General features: G+C 65.7%; 16 protein-coding genes. 5 read left to right on the top strand and 11 right to left on the bottom strand.

Annotated features, from left to right (window positions below; translation table 11 throughout):
* Window positions 1-169: 169 nt before the first annotated feature.
* Together PSAL_RS02280 and PSAL_RS02275 are read right to left on the bottom strand one after the other, a co-directional pair.
* On the bottom strand, window positions 170-913 hold the full coding sequence (locus tag PSAL_RS02280) for an anti-sigma factor (RefSeq protein ID WP_119839692.1): 744 nt from the start codon (window positions 911-913) through the stop codon (window positions 170-172).
* On the bottom strand, window positions 898-1,440 hold the full coding sequence (locus PSAL_RS02275; RefSeq protein ID WP_119839693.1) for a sigma-70 family RNA polymerase sigma factor: 543 nt from the start codon (window positions 1,438-1,440) through the stop codon (window positions 898-900). The genes PSAL_RS02280 and PSAL_RS02275 overlap by 16 nt, the downstream gene beginning before the upstream one ends.
* 216 nt (window positions 1,441-1,656) lie before the next feature.
* On the opposite strand from PSAL_RS02275, the gene cobS reads away from it, so the two are divergent.
* The 5 genes from cobS (at window position 1,657) to PSAL_RS02250 (ending at window position 7,682) form a co-directional block, all read left to right on the top strand.
* Window positions 1,657-2,640: a cobaltochelatase subunit CobS gene (cobS, locus tag PSAL_RS02270; protein ID WP_119839694.1), complete on the top strand. Its 984-nt coding sequence runs from the start codon at window positions 1,657-1,659 to the stop codon at window positions 2,638-2,640.
* Between the two features lie 260 nt (window positions 2,641-2,900).
* On the top strand, window positions 2,901-3,341 hold the full coding sequence (locus tag PSAL_RS02265) for a hypothetical protein (RefSeq protein ID WP_119839695.1): 441 nt from the start codon (window positions 2,901-2,903) through the stop codon (window positions 3,339-3,341).
* 147 nt (window positions 3,342-3,488) lie between these two features.
* A complete protein-coding gene (gene cobT, locus PSAL_RS02260) occupies window positions 3,489-5,363 on the top strand; it encodes a cobaltochelatase subunit CobT (protein ID WP_119839696.1) in 1,875 nt (624 codons plus the stop codon).
* 50 nt (window positions 5,364-5,413) lie between these two features.
* The gene (locus PSAL_RS02255) at window positions 5,414-7,225 is read left to right on the top strand and encodes an aminopeptidase P family protein (protein ID WP_119839762.1); all 1,812 of its coding nucleotides are present in this window, start codon (window positions 5,414-5,416) and stop codon (window positions 7,223-7,225) included.
* A gap of 115 nt (window positions 7,226-7,340) precedes the next feature.
* The gene (locus PSAL_RS02250) at window positions 7,341-7,682 is read left to right on the top strand and encodes a DUF427 domain-containing protein (protein ID WP_119839763.1); all 342 of its coding nucleotides are present in this window, start codon (window positions 7,341-7,343) and stop codon (window positions 7,680-7,682) included.
* A 110-nt stretch (window positions 7,683-7,792) separates the two neighbouring features.
* Here PSAL_RS02250 and PSAL_RS02245 read toward each other — a convergent pair whose 3' ends face one another.
* The 9 genes from PSAL_RS02245 to PSAL_RS02205 all read right to left on the bottom strand — a co-directional run bounded on the left by PSAL_RS02245 (window position 7,793) and on the right by PSAL_RS02205 (window position 18,811).
* Entirely contained in the window at window positions 7,793-9,487 is a 1,695-nt protein-coding gene (locus PSAL_RS02245) for a chloride channel protein (protein WP_408004197.1), read from the bottom strand.
* A 123-nt stretch (window positions 9,488-9,610) separates the two neighbouring features.
* Window positions 9,611-11,266, bottom strand: a complete 1,656-nt coding sequence (gene recN / locus PSAL_RS02240; protein WP_119839697.1) for a DNA repair protein RecN — start codon at window positions 11,264-11,266, stop codon at window positions 9,611-9,613.
* A gap of 7 nt (window positions 11,267-11,273) precedes the next feature.
* Window positions 11,274-11,411, bottom strand: coding sequence for a hypothetical protein (locus tag PSAL_RS02235; RefSeq protein WP_196222811.1), 138 nt, complete (start codon window positions 11,409-11,411; stop codon window positions 11,274-11,276).
* A complete protein-coding gene (locus tag PSAL_RS02230) occupies window positions 11,402-12,253 on the bottom strand; it encodes an outer membrane protein assembly factor BamD (RefSeq protein ID WP_119839698.1) in 852 nt (283 codons plus the stop codon). The genes PSAL_RS02235 and PSAL_RS02230 overlap by 10 nt, the downstream gene beginning before the upstream one ends.
* A gap of 119 nt (window positions 12,254-12,372) precedes the next feature.
* Window positions 12,373-13,293, bottom strand: a complete 921-nt coding sequence (gene lpxC / locus PSAL_RS02225; protein WP_119839699.1) for a UDP-3-O-acyl-N-acetylglucosamine deacetylase — start codon at window positions 13,291-13,293, stop codon at window positions 12,373-12,375.
* A 386-nt stretch (window positions 13,294-13,679) separates the two neighbouring features.
* Window positions 13,680-15,455 (bottom strand): cell division protein FtsZ, encoded by a 1,776-nt coding sequence (gene ftsZ / locus PSAL_RS02220; RefSeq protein ID WP_119839700.1) that lies wholly within the window; start codon window positions 15,453-15,455, stop codon window positions 13,680-13,682.
* 169 nt (window positions 15,456-15,624) lie between these two features.
* Window positions 15,625-16,944 carry a cell division protein FtsA gene (gene ftsA, locus PSAL_RS02215; RefSeq protein ID WP_119839765.1) on the bottom strand — a complete coding sequence of 440 codons (1,320 nt, stop codon included), beginning with the start codon at window positions 16,942-16,944 and terminating at the stop codon, window positions 15,625-15,627.
* A 29-nt stretch (window positions 16,945-16,973) separates the two neighbouring features.
* Window positions 16,974-17,903 (bottom strand): cell division protein FtsQ/DivIB, encoded by a 930-nt coding sequence (locus tag PSAL_RS02210; RefSeq protein WP_119839701.1) that lies wholly within the window; start codon window positions 17,901-17,903, stop codon window positions 16,974-16,976.
* Window positions 17,891-18,811: a D-alanine--D-alanine ligase gene (locus PSAL_RS02205; RefSeq protein WP_119839702.1), complete on the bottom strand. Its 921-nt coding sequence runs from the start codon at window positions 18,809-18,811 to the stop codon at window positions 17,891-17,893. Before PSAL_RS02205 ends, PSAL_RS02210 begins: the two co-directional genes overlap by 13 nt.
* Window positions 18,812-18,979 lie beyond the last annotated feature (168 nt).

Raw genomic sequence — 18,979 nt, 5'->3', positions numbered from 1 at the left:
AGGCCCTGTGTCCTTTGTGACGAAGGCGAGCGAATTCCTCGTTAACCGGACGGGGATGCCAGACATTTGAAGCATTTTCGCGGGCCGTAGCGGGCGCCCAGTCACTCAAAAGGGCCGCGCCCTCTGGCACGGCCCCTTGTCATGAGGTGGGCGAGGTCGCGCTGCGGCGCTAGCCTTCTGCCACCACGCCGCTTGCCACGACCGGCCCTGTCGGCACCCCGTTCGGCGCGCCGCCGAAGGGTTCGTCGGTGATCGCCAGCACCGCACCGGGCAGCAATCCGGCCAGTTCGGTGCCAAGCGGCACCTCCAGCGCCTCGGTCGCCTCCGGCCAGACCGCGACCGAAACAGGGGCCGCATCGCCTGCGATCAGCCAAAGCTCATAGCTGCGCCCCGCTGCGGCCTCGTCCCCGACCCGGGCAAGGCGCAACGCGCCGCTGTCGGGATCATAGGCGGCGGTGAAATGCGCCTCGGTCTCGGTCGAGGCGATATCGGCGAGGTAACCGGGCTGGCCGGGAACCAGAAGATCCGATTGCATCACCAGCACGGCCAGCATCGCCGCCACGGCAAGACCGCCGAACAACCGGCCGAAAAGGGCGTTCCGCGAGGCTCCGGTCCGGATCGAGGTGGCCCTGCTGGCCTCTTCGGGCCAGAGGCCCGACTGAATGGCGCTCCAGACCCGCGCAGGCGGCTCCACGGCAGCGATTTCATCGGTCATGGCCACGAAATCATCGGCCCAGGCGGCGGTCAGATCGCGCAGCGCCACATCGCCCGTCAGCCGGGATTCAAAGGCGGTCGCCTGCGCCGGAGACAGCAGGCCCAGCAGGTATTCCGCCGCCAGAATGCGGTCTCCATCCCCCGGCTGGCCGCCCTCTGGCGGGATATGATCGTCACCATCGCTCATCGCGTCAGACATTCCCTAAGTTTCAGCAGGCTGCGGCGCAGCCAGGTTCGCATCGTGTTCAGCGGCACGCCGTGTTTCTCGGCCAGCTCCTGATAGTTCAGGCCCATCAGATAGGCCCCCTGCACCGCCGCCGACCGGTCGTCGGGCAGCTCTTCCAGACAGCCCAGCAGGCGGGCGCGTTCGGAACTGGCGATCGCCGCCGCTTCGGGCGTCGGATCGGGCGAGGCGATGTCATCGGCCTCGGCCATGTCCTCTCCGCCTGCCCGCCGGGCGCGCAGGCGGTCGATCGCCGTGTTGCGTGCAATCGTGATGAGCCAGGTCATCGGGCTATAGCCCCCGGACGCATACCGCCCGGCATTGCGCCAGATCTTGATATAGGTTTCCTGTATGGCCTCTTCGGCTTCGCTTCTTGTCCCCAAGACACGCAGGGCAATGCCGAATAGTTTCGCCGAGGTCAGCCGATAGAGGTTTTGAAAGGCAGCCCGGTCCGCCAGTGCGGTGCGGGCGATCAGTTGCTCGATCTCGTCCAGGGTGGCCATGTAAGCTTGTCTCCCCACTCCCGTTTGTGCCCTTGGGCATTCCCCTTGGCGGCCCCTGCCCCCGGCCTTGCTGCCCCGGTCATCCCGGCCTGCGTTTCCCGCTGCGGGACGCCTGCGCGCTTTTTGCCCTTTCGCTCGCTGTCCGCTTCGATATTGTGCGTCGAGGGTCCGGGGCATTGCCGGACTGCGAGGAACACGACAAGGGACTGACCGACCATGGCCGACGGATCACTGGATATCAACGCCAAACCGACCGAAGAGATTTCGGTGCGCGAAACCTTTGGTATTGATACCGATATGATCGTCAAAGGGTTCGATTCCCTGACGGATCGCGTGCCCGAAGCGGACCCGACCTACCGCTTCGATCCCGACACCACGCTCGCCATTCTGGCCGGGTTCAGCCACAACCGCCGCGTCATGGTGCAGGGCTATCACGGTACGGGCAAGTCGACCCACATCGAACAGGTCGCCGCCCGCCTGAACTGGCCCTGCGTGCGCGTCAACCTCGACAGCCACATCAGCCGGATCGACCTGATCGGCAAGGATGCGATCAAGCTGAAGGATGGCATGCAGGTCACCGAATTCCACGAAGGAATCCTGCCCTGGGCGCTGCGCAATCCGACCGCCATCGTCTTTGACGAATATGACGCCGGCCGCGCCGACGTGATGTTCGTGATCCAGCGGGTTCTGGAAACCGATGGCAAGCTGACGCTGCTTGACCAGAACGAGATCATCACACCGAACAAGTATTTCCGCCTCTTCGCCACGTCGAACACGGTGGGTCTGGGCGACACGACGGGGCTGTATCACGGCACCCAGCAGATCAACCAGGCCCAGATGGACCGCTGGTCCCTGGTGGCGACCCTGAACTACCTCAGCCATGATGCCGAGGCCGCGATCATCCTGTCGAAGGCGCCTCACTACAACACGGAGAAGGGCCGCCGGATCATTTCCCAGATGGTGACCCTGGCCGGGCTGACCCGCACCGCCTTCATGAACGGCGACCTGTCGACCGTCATGTCGCCGCGTACCGTGATCAATTGGGCAACCAATGCCGAGATCTTCCGCAACACCGGATACGCTTTCCGGCTGACCTTCCTCAACAAATGCGACGAGCTTGAACGCCAGACCGTGGCCGAGTTCTACCAGCGCTGCTTTGACGAGGAACTGCCCGAAAGCGCCGCCGTCGCGGCGGGCTGAGGACCTGATCGATCAGCCCGGATTTTCGGGCTGATCGCCCCCCGGGCGCGACTTCGCAGCGCGCCCCACCACCCCTCTTCATTTCTGCCCGACTGACGCCGCCCTACCCCGGGCCGGCGCGCGACCCATGAACCGAATCGCAAGTTTTCCGCCCCTAGGGTGATGGAGGACCGACAGGGCGCGCCTGGCTTACCCCACCCGCCCCACCTCGGCCCGTTTGGTCGCGGCACCCTGCCGGACCACCGCCTTCGAGGTTCACCATGGCACGGCAGAAATGCTTACCGGCTGCGGGGCTGGCGCTTGCGCTTGTCCTGACGCCATTGTTCCCCCGCTCCGGATCCTCTGCCCCGGTTGAAGAGATCGTGCGCCTGTTCGCCAGTTGCGCGGGTCGGCTTTCAGCCGAGATGGAGCACCAATGGTTGTTCTCGGACCCGGCCTCTGGTGCCACCGCGATACGCCGCAACCAGATGATCGACCTGCTGGATGCGGTCGCCCCCGAGGGCGCGGACAGCCGGGTGCGGGCCCTGCGCCTTGAGGCCAAGGTGGCGCAGGCCCGCTTGCTGCGCCGCGCCGCCTTTTCCTGGGATGCCGTGGAAGCGGCGCGCGCGACGCGCGTCTCGGCCCGTTTTCTGGCCCGCTGCAACGCGCTACTGCCGCAGCAACGCGAAGCCGGTGGCGCCGCCGCCTCAAGCGGCGGCTGAAGACCCCGACAGCCCCCTCGAGACACCCTCTTGAAACGACCCGGCGCCCGTCCGTCAGGTCGCGCAATACCCGGCCCCTGCGCTTTCCTGTCGCCAAGCCTCTGGCTGCCCCTTGCCTGCCCCGGCGCGGGATGCTTTATCGTTGGCATGAACAAACCCAGCGATAATCCCGCAGATCCGTTCAAGAAGGCTCTGGCCGAGGCCACCAAGGTCATGGCCAATGATTCCGACCTGAACGTCCAGTATTCGGTCGACCCCTCTGGCAAGAGCGGTGATTCCGTGCGCCTGCCACAGATCAGCCGCCGCCTGTCGAAGGAAGAAGTCCTTCTGGCCCGTGGCACGGCGGATGCGCTGGCCCTGCATCACAAGTACCACGATACCGGCACCCATGCGCGCTACACCCCGGACGGGCAGATGGCGCGCGAGCTTTACGACGCGATGGAAACCGCGCGCTGCGAGGCCATGGGCGCCCGTGACATGCCGGGAACGGCCGGCAATATCGACCACAAGATCGCCGCCGAGGCCAAGCGCGCCGGCTATGCCGGGATCACCAAACAGCAGGATGCCCCGATGGCCGTTGCTGCCGGCTACCTGATCCGCCATCTGGCCACGGGCCGCCCCATGCCGGAAGGCGCGGACAACGTGATGGAGCTTTGGCGCCCCTTCATGGAGGAACGCGCCGCCGAGACGCTGGAGGATCTTCAGGCCAAGATCTCGGACCCCGCCGCCTTTGCCAAATTCGCCCGCAAGATCATCGAGGATTTCGGCTATGGCGACCAGCTGGGAGATGACCCGGATGGCGAGGACGACGAGGCCGACGACGAGGCCCAGGACGGCGAGGAAGAGGAACAGGATCCCGATTCCACCGGCAATGACGACAGCGACGATCAGCCCGAAGCCAGCCCCGAGCAAAGCCAGGAGCAGGAACAGGACCCCTCGGAAGCCGAGGTCAGCGCCGATGACATGGCCGATCAGGAGGCCGGCGAAGAGGCCGAGATGCCAGAGGGCGAAGCCCCGATGGAACCGCCCGCCCCTGCGCCCGTCAGCGACGCCGATCCCAATTACACCGTCTATGTCCGCGATTTCGACGAAGAGGTGCTGGCCGACGAACTTGCCGACCCGGCCGAACTGGACCGGCTGCGCGCCTATCTCGACCAGCAGCTCGACCCGCTGAAAGGCGCGGTGGGGCGGTTGGCGAACAAGCTGCAACGCCGTCTTCAGGCGCAGCAGAACCGCAGCTGGGAATTCGACCTGGAAGAAGGCATCCTGGATGCCGGGCGCCTTGCGCGCGTGGTGGCGAACCCGACGACGCCCCTGTCCTTCAAGGTCGAAAAGGACACCGAATTCCGCGATACCGTGGTGACGCTGCTGCTGGACAACTCCGGCTCGATGCGCGGCCGCCCGATCTCGATCGCGGCGATCTGTGCGGATGTGCTGGCGCGCACACTGGAACGCTGCTCGGTCAAGGTCGAGATCCTCGGATTCACCACCCGCGCCTGGAAAGGTGGCCAGAGCCGCGAGAAATGGCTGGCCGATGGCCGACCACAGCAACCCGGCCGCCTGAACGACCTGCGCCACATCGTCTACAAGCAGGCGGATGCGCCCTGGCGGCGGTCGCGCTCCAACCTCGGGCTGATGATGAAGGAAGGCCTGCTGAAGGAAAACATCGACGGCGAGGCCCTGGAATGGGCACATCGGCGCACCGTGGCCCGGCGCGAGGCGCGCAAGATCCTGATGGTGATCTCGGACGGGGCACCGGTGGATGATTCCACCCTCAGCGTCAATTCCGCCAGCTTCCTTGAAAAGCACCTGCGCGACGTGATCGCCATGGTGGAAAAGCGCCGCCAGGTCGAACTGATCGCCATCGGCATCGGCCATGACGTGACGCGGTATTACCAGCGCGCCGTCACCATCACCGATGTTGATCAGCTGGCCGGGGCGATGACCGAGCAACTGGCCAGCCTGTTCGACAACGACCCAAGGGCGCAGGCCCGGATGGTCGGCATTCGCAAGGCGATGTGATCGACGGCGTCGGGGGCCAGCACCCCCGCGCCTTCGGGGAAGCGAGAGAGATGTTCCAGACCTTCGAAAGCCAAAGCTCGCCCGACCAGGGGCCACCCCGCCTTGCCGATCTGCGCAGCGCAATGACGGCTTGCGGCGTCGATGCCTTTCTCGTGCCGCGCGCCGATGCGCACCAGGGCGAATATGTCGCCCCGCGCGATGACCGGCTGGCCTGGCTGACCGGCTTCACCGGCTCGGCCGGGTTCTGCATCGTGACAACCGACACCGCCGGGCTCTTCGTCGATGGCCGCTATACCGTGCAGGCCCGTGAACAGACCGACCCCACCATCGAAAAGCTCGACTGGCCCGCGACACAGCCCGGCCCCTGGCTGCGCCGGGTGCTGCCCGAGGGCGGCGTGCTGGGCTTTGATCCCTGGCTGCATACCCGCGCCGAGATCGCGCGCCTGACCAAGGCCCTGAAAGGCAGCGGCCTGACCCTGCGCCCGCTGGACGCCAACCCGCTCGACGCGGTCTGGCCCGACCAGCCTGCCCCGCCCGAGGGCAATATCGTGCCCCAACCGCTCGATTTCGCGGGCGAGGAACTGACCTCGAAGATCGCACGCCTTGCGGCGACCTTGCGCGAAGCGGGTCAGGAAACCGCCGTGTTGACCCTGCCCGACAGCATCGCCTGGTTGCTGAACATCCGCGGCAGCGACATTGACCGCAACCCGGTGGCCCATGCCTTTGCGCTGCTGCATGCCAGCGGCCAGGTCACCCTGTTCGCCAGCTATGCCAAGGTCGAAGAAGCGCTGATCGACCACCTCGGCACCGAAGTCACGGTCGAGGAACCATCCGCCTTCGGCCCGACGCTGGAACGTCTTTCGGACGAGGCGACCGGGCAGATCCGGCTTGATCCGGCCTCCTGCCCGGTCTGGGTCGAACAGCGTCTTGCGGGGGCCGAGATCGCCTGGGACAGTGATCCCTGCGTTCTGCCCAAGGCCCGCAAGAACCCCACCGAAATTGCCGGCGCCCGCGCCGCCCATCTGCGCGATGCCCAGGCCATGTGCCGCTTCCTTGCCTGGTATGACGCCGCCGCCCAGACCACCCTGACAGAGATCGACCTTGCCACCCGGCTGGAGATCTTCCGGCGGGAAACCAACGGCCTGATGGAAATCAGCTTCGACACCATCGCCGGCGCCGGCGCCAATGGCGCGCTGCCCCATTACAAGGTTTCCACGGACAGCAACCGGCAGCTGGAAGACGGCCAGCTGGTGGTGCTGGATTCCGGCGGGCAATACCTGGACGGGACCACCGATATCACCCGCACCCTTCTGGTCGGCGGCGATACGGGGGCCGACGAAAAGGCCGCCTTCACCCGCGTATTGAAGGGCATGATCGCCGTGTCGCGCCTGCGCTTTCCGCGCGGGCTTGCCGGGCAGCACCTGGATGCGCTGGCGCGCTATCCGCTGTGGCTGGCGGGACAGGATTACGACCACGGCACCGGACATGGCGTCGGAAGCTATCTTTGCGTCCACGAAGGCCCGCAGCGCCTGAGCCGGGTCAGCGACGTGCCTTTCGAACCGGGCATGATCCTGTCCAACGAACCGGGCTATTACCGCGAGGGCGCCTTTGGCATCCGCATCGAGAACCTGATCGTCGTGGAGCCCGCCCCGGATCTGCCCGGCGCCGATGATCGCGCGATGCTGAGCTTCGAGACCCTGACCTTCGTGCCCATCGACCGCCGCCTGATCCTGTCAGAGCTCCTGAGCCCCGAGGAACGCGATTGGCTGGACAGCTACCACGCTGCCTGCCGTGACAAGGTCGGCCCCCTGCTGGACGACAAGACCCGTTTGTGGTTGGATCGCGCGACTGAAAAACTCTGACCCCCGCCAGGGCGCAGCGCCCGCGAAAGGTGCTCGCCGAAAGAAGGGATGTTTGCGCTGACATGCGCGTGTTACATCCGGCGGGCAGGACAGGAGCGCCGAAGGGGAAATGCACATGAACGATATGAGAATCCGCGCTGCGGAAGGAACTTGGACGGTGCGCGCCGGCGGCGCGGTGCTGGTGGAAAGCCGCAATGCCCTGGTCCTGAGCGAGAAGGATCTGCACGACGTGATCTATTTCCCGCGGGCAGATATCGCCATGGCCTTCCTGGATCGCACCGAGCACACAACCCATTGCCCGAAGAAGGGGGATGCGTCCTATTTTTCGATCGTCACCAAAAGCCAGACGCTGAAAAACGCCGCCTGGAGCTATGAGGACCCTCTGCCCGACGCCGAGCGGGTGCGGGAGCACATCGCCTTCTATGCCACGGATTTCGTGACCATCGAACAGATCTGATCCGGCGCCCGAACCGGGCATGTCATGCGAAAAGACCGGGCCCCGGCAACGGGCCCCGGTCTTTTCATGTCCTGGATAGCGGGATCATAGGGCCGGATCATCGGGCTGGATCAGCTATGCTCCTCGGCCGCGGTTGCCGCCAGCGCCTTGTTGTAGACCCGCAGCGCATCGACGTGGAACAGCGCGCCCAGCAGTTCGGGCGGCGAATTGGCATCGGTAAGGCGCAGCACCGGCAGGAAGGGCTGGCCCGTCCGTTCAAACGCCGGCAGCGCGGCGGCCAGTGTGCTGCTGTCGCTCAGGTAGGTGCCTTGCTCGATCAGTTCCCAGCAGCGGTCTTCCGGGGCAGCATTGTCGTGATCCGGGGCCCGCATAACGTCCTGACTGATGAACAGAGCCAGAAGATAGCTTTGCGGCCCCGCAGCCAGATGGATGTCGCGGCGCTCCAACTGCGTCAGGAAGAAGGACCGGTCGACGATCCGCGATCCGATCGCGGTCGAGATCGACACCGTCACCATGACCGCGAGGGCCGTTTGCCAATCCCCCGTCAGCTCGAAGACGATCAGCGTGGTGGAAATCGGCGCGCCCAGGACGGCGGCTGCCACGCCGCCCAGCCCGGCCAGCGCATAAAGGCGCGGGGTGCCCGACATATCGGGGAAGACAGCCGTCGCGATGATGCCAAAGGCCAGCCCGGTCAGCGCCCCGACCATCAGCGACGGGGAAAAGACACCGCCCCCCATCCGCCCGCCATAGGTGATCGCCGTGGCCACCCCCTTGGTCGCCGCAAGCAGGACCGCTTCGCGCAGGGTGATCTGGCCCAGTAGCGCGCGGCTGGTGGTTTCATAGCCGACCCCGATGATATGCGGGAACCAGATCGCGATGGCGCCCAACATGGCCCCCGCCCCCATGGGCCGCAGCCATCGCGGAATGTGCAGGCGTTTCTGAAGGTGGCCCGCCACGTCCTCGGCCATGAAGAAGGCCAGCATCAGCAGCCCGGCGACGACACCGCAGACCGCGCCCAGCATCAGGAAGGCGGGCAGCTCTTCGTAGAATTGCAAAGCCGAACTGTCGTTCAGCAGGAATTCCGCGCCGCCGCCGAATTCCAGCCGGTTGATGACCGCCCCGGCGACCGAGGCGATCACGATGGGGGCAAAGGCATGGATGGCGAAATGGCGCAGCACCACCTCAAGCGCGAACAGCGCCCCGGCAATCGGTGCGTTGAAAGAAGCCGAGACCGCCGCCGCCACCGCGCAGCCCAGCAGATCGCGCCCGGTCTGGGGATCGGCCCGCATCCAGCGCAGCGCCCAGGCGGCAATCAGCCCGGCCATATGCACCACCGGCCCTTCGCGCCCCGTGGACCCACCGGTCCCCAGTGTGATCAACGAGGCCAGCGCCGAGGCCAGCCCGGCCCGCGTTTCCACCCGGCCTTCATGCAGGGCGGCGCCTTCGATGACATCCGCCACCGACCGGACCCGGCCATCCGGCGTGAACCAGTGCAGCAGCAGCCCCACGACCAGCCCGCCGATGATCGGCGTGATCAGCACGACCTGCCAGGGCAGTGTGCCGACGAATGTATGCAGCAGATGGACGTCCTCGGCCCCGTAGACCACATGTTGCAGCCAGGCGATGGACTTGCGAAAGACCAACGCGGCGATCCCCGCAGCGATGCCGACCGCCAGCGCGATGAACCACAGCGTTATCTGCCGGGGCATTTCGCCCTTCAGGCGCTTCCAGCCGGTCTCGGCCTGGGTCACAAGCCCGACCGTCCGGAAATCTCGTCGCAAACCTGCCCGTTTTGCCATGTCCATCTTTCCAACCGGCCCGATCCTTCCCTGATAGGTCAGGGACTGGGCCGACAAAAGCCCGCAAGCTGCCTTAGCCGCACGGCGCGGCGTCTTCGCCACTTTTCTGTCCTGCGCCCGTACCGGGCCCTAGGCGGCGTCCCCTATCAGGCGGCGCGCGGCTGCACGCGCCTCGGCGGTGATGGCATCGCCCGACAGCATCCGGGCCAGCTCGTCGACGCGGGCCTCGGGCGACAGGGCCGTGACGGTGGACAGGGTCACATCGTTCTCGACCCGCTTGGAGACCTGCCAGTGATGCGCCCCGCGCGCGGCCACCTGCGGCGAATGGGTGACGACAAGGACCTGCCCACCGGAGGCCAGATCCGCCAGCCGCCGACCGACCGCATCCGCCGTCGCGCCGCCGACACCGCGGTCGATCTCGTCGAAGATCATCGTCAACTCGGGGTCGGTACCGGTCAGGCAGACCTTCAGCGCCAGCAGAAAGCGGCTAAGCTCGCCGCCCGAGGCGATCTTGGCCAGCGGGCCGGCAGGTGCACCGGGGTTGGTGGCCACGGTAAAGGAGACCTCGTCGCGTCCCTCGGGGCCCGGGTCTGCCTCCGTAAAGCGGGTCTCGAAACGGGCGCGATCCATGCGCAGCGGGGCCAGTTCGGATTCCACCGCCCGATCCAGCCGCTGCGCCGCCGCGCGGCGCGATTGCGCCAGGGCAAGTGCGGCGGCTTCGTAGCGGGCTTTCGCCCCGGAAAAGGCGCGCTCAAGATCCGCGATACGTTCCGTTCCGCTGTCGAGATCGGCCAGCCGTTGCGACAGGGTGTCGGACAGATCGGCCAACGCATCGGCGGGCACGTCATGCTTGCGGGCGATGCCACGCAGGGTGAACAGCCGCTCCTCGGTCGCTTCAAGGTCGAGGGGATCGAACTCAAGGTCCTGCAGGCAACGCGACACGCCATCGCTGGCCTCGCCCAGTTCGGTCAGGGCGCGCGACAGGGCGGCAATCGGCGCATCCAGGCGCCCCTCCGTGCCTTCGGCCGCGCCTTCGAGCCAGCACAGCGCGTCGCCCATGGCCCCTTCGGCCCCGTCGAGACCCAGGATCGCCTCGGCCCGGGCAATATCGGCGCGGACCTTTTCGGCGGCCTGCATCCGGCGGCGGTGGGTGTCGAGCCGCGCATCTTCGCCCGGTTCCGGCGCGAGCTTGTCCAGTTCGGCAACCGCGTGACGCAGGAAATCCTCTTCGGCGGCAACCTCGGCCAGGGCTGCGCGGGCCACATCCAGCGCCTTGGCGGCAGCGTTGCGGTTGCGCCATTCCTCGCGGGTCGCGCGGCGCAGGGGGTCGTGATCGGCGAAACGGTCCAGGATCGCCCGGTGACCGGCGGCGTTCAGCAGCCCGCGGTCATCGTGCTGGCCATGCAGTTCCACCAAGGTCTCCGACAGCCGCCGCAGCACCTCGCCGGAGGCACGGCGGTCGTTGATCCAGGCGGTCTTGCGCCCGTCAGCCGTATTGACCCGGCGCAGGATAAGTTCGTCCCCGGCGGGCAATCCGGCTTCTTCCAGCACGGCGCGGGCGGCATGAGCGGGGGACAGGTCGAAAATGGCCGTGACCTCGCCCTGCGCCGCGCCGCTGCGCACCAGATCGGCGCGACCGCGCCAGCCAAGCACGAAGCCGAGCGAATCCAGCAGAATGGATTTCCCCGCACCGGTTTCGCCGGTCAAAACGTTGAGACCCGGTTGGAAATCCAATTCCAGGCGGTCGATGATCAGCAGGTCGCGTATGTCCAGCCCGCGCAGCATGGCCTGATTACCCCCGGACCGGACGGCCCGAAACGCCGCCCAAACGCCCTTTGAAGGCACTGACAAACAGGTGCAGCCAACCGTCGAACGGGGCCGAAAAGGCCCCGTCGATACCGCGCAGATTGCCCGGAAGGGTTACAGCCATTCGCCCTTCACCGTCTGACGATAGATCTGCGACAACCAGTTGTCGCCGCGCGCCTCAGGCGCCAGACCGGCGCCGGTCAGCAGGCGATAGCTGTCTTCGTACCATTGGCTGGACTGGAAGTTGTAGCCAAGGATCGCACCGGCCGATTGCGCTTCGTCCGTGAGGCCGAGCGACAGGTAGGCTTCGACCAGACGATGCAGCGCCTCGGGGGTCTGCGATGTGGACTGGAATTCCTCGACCACGATTCGGAAGCGGTTGATCGCGGCGGCGAAATGATCACGGCGCAGGTAATAGCGCCCGACTTCCATTTCCTTGCCCGCAAGGTGATCGAAGGCCAGGTCAAACTTCAGGATCGAAGACCGCGCATATTCGCTGTCGGGATAGCGTTCGATGACCGCCCGCAGGGCCTGCAACGCCTGGAAGGTCAGGCCCTGGTCACGGCCGATCTCGTCTATCTGGTCGTAATAGGACAAGGCCAGCAGATACTGTGCATAGGCCGCATCTTCGTCCGTGGGATAGAAATCGACGTAGCGCTGCGCAGCCGCGCGGCTTTGGTCGTAGTTCTTCGCACGATGCTGGGCGAAGGCATTCATGATCAGCGCCCGCTTGGCCCAATCTGAATAGGGATAGAGTCGCTCGATCTCGGAGAAGTACTCGGCTGAATCCTCGTACTTGCCACGATCGAGCTCGTATTCTCCGCGCTCGAAGATCTGTTCAGCGGTGAAGGACTCCATCGGGGTATCGGCATTGTCGATACCCGGGCCGCCATTGCCGCAACCCGTTAGCATTATTGCCAGGAGCGCTGCACCCGCCAGCCTCGTTCCGAAACCGCCGCCTGTCATGCGTATTCGACCCTCTCGACGTTCTTATTACACGGTCCGGAACCGGGCCGTGCTTTCAAGGTCCTAGCATAGAAAATTGCGGTGCAAAACGCCTTAACGACCCTGCCAGCGGGTTTGCGTCACGCGACCTCGGGGATCTCGTCCCGGGTCACACCAGCGCCGGGAAGCCGTGCAGCAAGGGCCTCGGTGCAGGTGACCAAACGGTAATTCGCGCTATCCGCGAAAACCGCGCGCAGAAGCGTATTGGTCAGGCTGTGCCCGGCGCGGATACCTTCGTAGCGTCCGAGAATCGGTGCACCGGCCAGCGCCAGGTCACCAAGCGCATCCAGCATCTTGTGGCGCACCGGCTCATCCGCGTGGCGCAGGCCACCGGGGGACAGGACCTTGTCGCCATCGAAGACGACCGAGTTTTCCATTGTGCCGCCCAGGGCCAGACCCCGGTCATGCATCATGTCCACGTCCGCCTGACGGCAAAAGGTCCGGCTGTCGCAAAGTTCGCGCACGAAGGAACCGTTTTCGACGACGATCTCGCGGCCCTGACGGCCGATGGCGGCCTCGTCGAAATCGATCTCGAAGGCGATCTCCATCAGCGGGTTGGGCAGCAGGCGCGCAGTGGCCGCACCTTGGGACACCTCGACCGGGCGCAGGATCTCGATCACGCGGGACGGCGCGTCGAGGGCCACGATGCCCTTGGCCAGGATACCCCGCACGAAAGGTGCGGCCGAGCCGTCGAGGATCGGAACCTCGGGGCCGTCGATGTCGATGATCGCATTGGTGATGCCGCAGCCGGCAAGCGCCGCCATGACATGTTCAACCGTCGAGACAGAGGCGCCCGCACCATTGACCAGCCGCGTGCAAAGCGCCGTGCGTTCGACCACATCCCAGATCGCCGGAATACGGGCATCGCCAAGCGCGATATCCGTGCGTCGGAACCAGATCCCCTGGTCCGCCCCGGCGGGACGGATCGTCAGGGTGGCCGGACGGCCCGAGTGCAGGCCCTGACCGACGAAGCTAGCTGCTGCTTTGATCGAATGTTGCACGTTACACCTCAGGTCTTCTCAATCTCGTCGGATCAGGCTCCCCGGACCAAAGTCCGAAGCGCGGCACCCCCGCGCTGTCCTGAAAAACCGGCTGCTGTCTTGCAGCAATTCATGAAATCTTAGGTAAGAGGTGCCCAGTCCGACCTCAACACACGCTTTGCAACGGTCTGTAACATGGGGCAAAGGCTGCGCGAATTCCTGCATCAGTTGTAATATTTCGACACATTTCGCAGCCATCGACGCAAAAGGCCGCCCTTTAGGGCGGCCTTTCAAATTCAGCGAGCAGTTCGCCCTGTATCGGGTTGGCCGATCATCACCGGACCGCAATCGCGACCCCTGCCCGGTGATGTCGCGTCTGACCCGGTTTCTGTCCCCGGTTGTCCGCCTCAGTTCGCCTGACGGCGCAGGAAGGCCGGAATTTCGATGCGGTCCTGATCGTCTTCCTCGACCTGCGGCTGGCGCTGAGCACCTGGTGCCGCGCCATAGCCCTGACCACCGCCATGGGCGGGGCGCGGAGCCGCCTGCGGCGCATGACGGGCCGGTTCTTCGGCGCGCATCGAGGGTTGCGGACGCTGCGCCGGGGCGCGGCTTTCCTCACCTTCGCCGTGGCCGGTCATCCGGTTGATCAGCGAATTGATCCCGAAGCGCGGCTTTTCCCCTTCGCCGCGGCGCGGTGCCTGCTGCGTGGGCTGCGGCTGACCGTACTGGTTGCCCTGCCCCTGCGGTGCCGCCTGACGGGCCGCGTGTTGCTGAGCCGGCTGCTGCTGACCACCACCGGCGGGGCGATGGGTCACGGCCGCCTGCAGGCGGGCCATGGTATCCTGGCTCGGTTCGCCGTGACGGCGCGGCGCAGCCTGTTCGGCATGCGGGCGATAGGCGGGCGGCGGCATATCATCCTGCGCGGCGGGACGCGCAGCGGCACGCGGCGCATAGTCGGCACGCGGCGCGGGCTGCGGCGCGGCAGGCTGGCTGCGCGCGGCATAGAAGGGCTCAGCTTCGGCGGAGGGTTCGGGCTGGGCGTCCTGACGGTCGAACAGCGACGGCGCTTCTGCGACCGGTTCGGGCTGCTCGGCTACAAGCGGCTGACGCGCAGGTTGTGCGGCGACCGTACGGGCGGTGGCTTCCTCAACCTGTTGAGGGGTCTTCAACGGCTCGGCCAGCGTACGGCGCGGAGCCGGCACATCGACGACCTCGGCAGCATCGATCCCGGTGGCGACGACGGACACGCGCATGCGGCCTTCCATGGTCTCATCCAGCGTCGAACCGACGATGATATTGGCATCCGGGTCGACTTCTTCGCGAATGCGGTTGGCCGCTTCATCCAGTTCGAACAGCGTCAGGTCATGAGCCCCGGTGATGTTGATCAGCACGCCCTTGGCGCCGCGCAGCGAGATCTCGTCAAGCAGCGGGTTGGCGATCGCCTTCTCGGCAGCCTGGATGGCGCGGTTTTCGCCCTCGGCCTCGCCGGTGCCCATCATGGCCTTGCCCATCTCGTCCATCACGGCGCGCACGTCCGCGAAGTCGAGGTTGATCAGACCCGGACGGACCATCAGGTCGGTCACGCCCTTGACGCCCTGGTAAAGGACATCGTCGGCCATGGCGAAGGCTTCGGTGAAGGTTGTCTTTTCGTTGGCCAGGCGGAACAGGTTCTGGTTCGGAATGATGATCAGCGTATCGACCATCTTCTGCAGGGCTTCCACGCCTTCTTCGGCCTGGCGCATCCGCTTGGAGCCTTCGAACTGGAACGGCTTGGTCACGACACCGACGGTCAGAACACCCATTTCACGGGCGGCCTGCGCGATGATGGGCGCAGCACCAGTCCCGGTGCCACCGCCCATACCGGCAGTGATGAAGCACATATGTGCCCCCGCGAGGTGGTCGACGATGGTCTCGATGCTTTCCTCGGCAGCGGCCATCCCGACCGAGGGCTTGGCCCCGGCGCCAAGGCCTTCCGTCACCTTGATCCCAAGCTGGACACGCTGGCTGGCGCGGCTTTGCTGAAGAGCCTGAGCATCGGTATTCGCAACGACGAAATCGACGCCTTCAAGTTCCTGGTCGATCATGTTGTTGACGGCGTTACCGCCGGCCCCACCGACACCGAAGACGGTGATCCGGGGTTTCAGCTCTTCACCCTGACCGGGCACGCTCAGATTCAGTGTCATTGCTCTATCCGCCTGCTTGGGCCCCTTTTGCGGGGATTTCTCTGCCTATTTTGGACAACTTTAGCAATTCTGCCGTGCTGCGTCACCCTGTTTTGGCGATTTTCCACCACACTTGGGAGGAAAATTGCCGAAAACTGCAATCGCTCGGGCAGGACACAGGATATAGCGGTTACCAATTGTCCTTGAACCAGCGCACGGCGCGCTTGAGCGACCGGGCCGGGTAGCGGTCGATGGGCAGGTCGAAATCCCACCATTCGTCCTGCGGATGCGCCGCGAACAGGCACATGCCCACACCGCTGGCAAACCCGGGACCGGTGGCGGCCTGCGGTAGCCCATGCACGCGCAGAGGCCGTCCAAGGCGCAATTGCGAGCCCAGGATACGGCTTGCCAGACCATCAAGGCCCGGGATCTGGCTGGCGCCGCCCGTCAGCACGATCTGCTGGTTGGGCAGGCTGTCGAACCCGGCCGCATCGAGGCAATAGCGGACCTCTTCGAGGATTTCCTCGACACGCGGGCGCATGATTCCGATCAGCTCGGCGCGGGTGACGGTGCGGCGGTCAAATTCGTAATCGCCTGTCTCGCCGCCGATCTCGATCCGTTCACGGTCATCCATGCCGGTCGCGACGACACCGCCGTAGAAGGTCTTGAGCCGCTCGGCATTGGCCGCCGGGATCTGCAAGGCCATCGAGATATCGCCGGTGACCTGATCGCCACCCATGCGCACCGCGTCGGCATAGATCATGTGCTTCTTCATGAAGATCGAAATCGAGGTCGTGCCGCCGCCCATGTCGATGCAGGCCGCGCCCAATTCCTGTTCATCTTCCACCAGGGTCGAAACCCCGGACATGTAGGCCGAGGACGCCACCCCGGCAAGTTCGAGGTCACAGCGTTTGACGCAATGCAGCAGGTTCTGGATCGCCGCGGCATCGACGGTCAGCATATGGAGGTCGGTCGCCAGGTTATAGCCGATCTGCCCGCGCGGATCCGACAGACCCGAGCGATGATCCAGCGCAAAGTTCACGGGCTGGGCATGCAGCACCTCGCGGTCATCGCCGTATTCCGGCAGGTCGCAGGCCGCCAGCACCCGGCTGACATCCTGTTCAGTGACATGTTCGCCCGCCACGGCCACCTGCCCGGTCAGGCCGTAACTGCGCGGTCCGGCGCCCGAGAAGCAGGCGATGACGTGATCGACCCGGACCTGGGCCATCTTCTGCGCTGCCTGAACGGCCGTACGGATGGCCCGTTCTGTTTCCGACATCGACGAGATCTCGCCAAAGCGCACGCCGCGCGACCGGGTGGTCGCCGCGCCGATGACGCGGAAGCCCGCCTGCCCGGCCAGCGATCCGATACCTTCGCCCATGCCTTCGCCTTCGGGACCGCGCCGCGCGTCGGGATCGAACCGCAGCACCAGGCAGGCAATCTTGCTGCTGCCCACGTCCAGCACTGCCACGACGCCCCGCTGCATCGCCGCCTTGCGCATGTTCCGCATCGCCCGTTGGGATTCGTAAAGCTCCATGCCTACCGTCCTGCCTCGATCACAATACCTCTGATGTCACGCCATTCGCCCGCCGCATCCGGCGTCAGCCGGACGGTCGGGCGTGCCGCAAGCCGCATGTCCACCGCCGCCACGTCGCGGTCCAGCAGTTCCTGCGCCTGGTGCAGCGCCAGCACCTGTTCCAACGCCTGAACGGGCCGGTCCTCGGGCAGCATGATCCGCTGTCCGCGATCCAGCACCAGATCCCAGCGGCGTTCGCCGATCCGTTCCAGCCCGCGAATCCGGTCCTCGACCGGGTCGGCGGCGGTCAGCAGCGTCAGCGCTTCGGCGACATGGGCGCCCGCGCCGCGTCCCGCCAGCAAAGGCAGGCCCGGCCTGTCGATCCGTGTCTCAAGCCGTCCCGTGACGTCCCCCGCCTGATCGATCATCACCAGCGCATCCGCCCGGCGGAGCAACGCCACCGGCACCCGTTCGGTGATCGCAATGTAAAGCACCCCGCCACTGCGCACCTGGACCGAGGCTTCGGCCACGGCCGGCAGCGTCTCGACCCGCGCCTTGAGCATATCGAGGTCCAGCGCAAAGGAGGATTTCGGCAAATCCGTGGCAGCCGCGGTACGGATCGCGGTTTCGGTCCCCGCCGAAGCCCCGGCGACTTCGAGCCGGGCGACCATGAACTGGGGACGGTCCTGGAAGTCGGTCTTCCAGCCCTCGACCATCTCGATCATGGCAAGACGGCGGGCATCGCTGTGGAAATAGATCGCCGCAATGGCCAGCACCAGCACCAGCGGCAGGATCACCCGCAGCAACAGCCGGAAGCCCGGCGTCAGCATCAGCCGTTCCTTGCGGTAGGACCAGCGCGACGGGGCCGGATCGGCACGCCGCGGCGCCTGTGTTCGCGCCCCGCGCGGCGCCTGGCCGGAATGGGCGGGGTGATAGGCCCTTATCTCTCGCATGAGGCATCCTCGACCAGCCAGCGGCAAAGCGCGCCAAAGGACATCCCCTGCGCCTGGGCATGTTCCGGCGACAACGAGGTCGGCGTCATGCCCGGCTGGGTATTGGTTTCCAGCAGGATCAGCCCTTCGGCCCCCTTGCTGTCGTCCCAGCGGAAATCGGTGCGCGACAGGCCACGACAGCCCAGCACCCGATGCGCCTTCAGGGCGTAGTCGAGGCAGATCTGCGCGATGTCCGCGGGGATCTGGGCCGGGCAGACATGGCGCGACCCGCCGGGTTGATACTTGGCCGCGTAATCGTACCAGCCTTCAGTGAAGATCTCGGTCACGCAAAGCGGTGTTTCGCCCAGCACCGACACGGTCAGCTCGCGCCCCGGTGCGAATTTTTCGACCATCAGGGTTTCGGGCATGTCGGGGGCAAGTTGCGGCGGCGTGTTGCTGCCGTCCGGCACCATATAGACACCGACCGAGGACCCTTCGTTATAGGGTTTCACCACGTAGGGCGGCGTCATCAGATGCGCAGCCATGATCTCGGGAGCAGTGGCAACGAGGCTTTCGGCTATGGGCAGTCCGACCGAGGCATAGATCGCCTTGGTCCGTTCCTTGTCCATCGCCAGCGACGAGGCCAGCACGCCGGAATGTGTATAGGGAATGCGCAGCCATTCCAGCAGGCCCTGTACGCATCCATCTTCGCCCCAGCGGCCATGCAGGGCGTTGAAGACGACATCGGGATCGATTTCGGCCAGACGGGCCGGCAGATCGACATCCGCGATCAGCTCGGCCACCTCGTACCCTTCATCCCGCAAAGCGACAGCGCATTCCCGACCACTGGACAGAGAAACCTCGCGCTCGGCCGAGGGTCCACCCATGAGAACTGCCACTTTCGGGGTTGCCCTGCTCGACAGACCCACGTTCGCGCCTCAATTTTTCATCGGGCCTTTTGGCCCTGTTATCCGAAGGGCTTGGCGCCCTTTCCGCTGCTCTGGCCCGCGGGCCGCGAAGACGACCCCTGAAGGGGCTCTTTTCTTCGATCTTGTTCCGGCCTTACCGCAATCGGGGGAAGATGTGTATCCACCAAG

Origin of the sequence: Pseudooceanicola algae (assembly GCF_003590145.2) — a bacterium.
In the GTDB taxonomy this organism is placed as follows: domain Bacteria; phylum Pseudomonadota; class Alphaproteobacteria; order Rhodobacterales; family Rhodobacteraceae; genus Pseudooceanicola; species Pseudooceanicola algae.
Note: the sequence above shows the minus strand (reverse complement) of the source record. Positions and strands in the feature narration are given on the sequence as shown.

Coding starts and splice junctions, on each gene's coding strand:
- PSAL_RS02210 (WP_119839701.1), bottom strand. CDS start 17,903: ATGCGAGAGATAAGGGCCTATCACCCCGCCCATTCCGGCCAGGCGCCG.
- PSAL_RS02250 (WP_119839763.1), top strand. CDS start 7,341: ATGAACGATATGAGAATCCGCGCTGCGGAAGGAACTTGGACGGTGCGC.
- PSAL_RS02255 (WP_119839762.1), top strand. CDS start 5,414: ATGTTCCAGACCTTCGAAAGCCAAAGCTCGCCCGACCAGGGGCCACCC.
- recN (WP_119839697.1), bottom strand. CDS start 11,266: ATGCTGCGCGGGCTGGACATACGCGACCTGCTGATCATCGACCGCCTG.
- PSAL_RS02275 (WP_119839693.1), bottom strand. CDS start 1,440: ATGGCCACCCTGGACGAGATCGAGCAACTGATCGCCCGCACCGCACTG.
- ftsZ (WP_119839700.1), bottom strand. CDS start 15,455: ATGACACTGAATCTGAGCGTGCCCGGTCAGGGTGAAGAGCTGAAACCC.
- cobT (WP_119839696.1), top strand. CDS start 3,489: ATGAACAAACCCAGCGATAATCCCGCAGATCCGTTCAAGAAGGCTCTG.
- PSAL_RS02280 (WP_119839692.1), bottom strand. CDS start 913: ATGTCTGACGCGATGAGCGATGGTGACGATCATATCCCGCCAGAGGGC.
- PSAL_RS02235 (WP_196222811.1), bottom strand. CDS start 11,411: ATGGCTGTAACCCTTCCGGGCAATCTGCGCGGTATCGACGGGGCCTTT.
- ftsA (WP_119839765.1), bottom strand. CDS start 16,944: ATGCGGAACATGCGCAAGGCGGCGATGCAGCGGGGCGTCGTGGCAGTG.
- PSAL_RS02265 (WP_119839695.1), top strand. CDS start 2,901: ATGGCACGGCAGAAATGCTTACCGGCTGCGGGGCTGGCGCTTGCGCTT.
- PSAL_RS02245 (WP_408004197.1), bottom strand. CDS start 9,487: ATGGACATGGCAAAACGGGCAGGTTTGCGACGAGATTTCCGGACGGTC.
- PSAL_RS02230 (WP_119839698.1), bottom strand. CDS start 12,253: ATGACAGGCGGCGGTTTCGGAACGAGGCTGGCGGGTGCAGCGCTCCTG.
- cobS (WP_119839694.1), top strand. CDS start 1,657: ATGGCCGACGGATCACTGGATATCAACGCCAAACCGACCGAAGAGATT.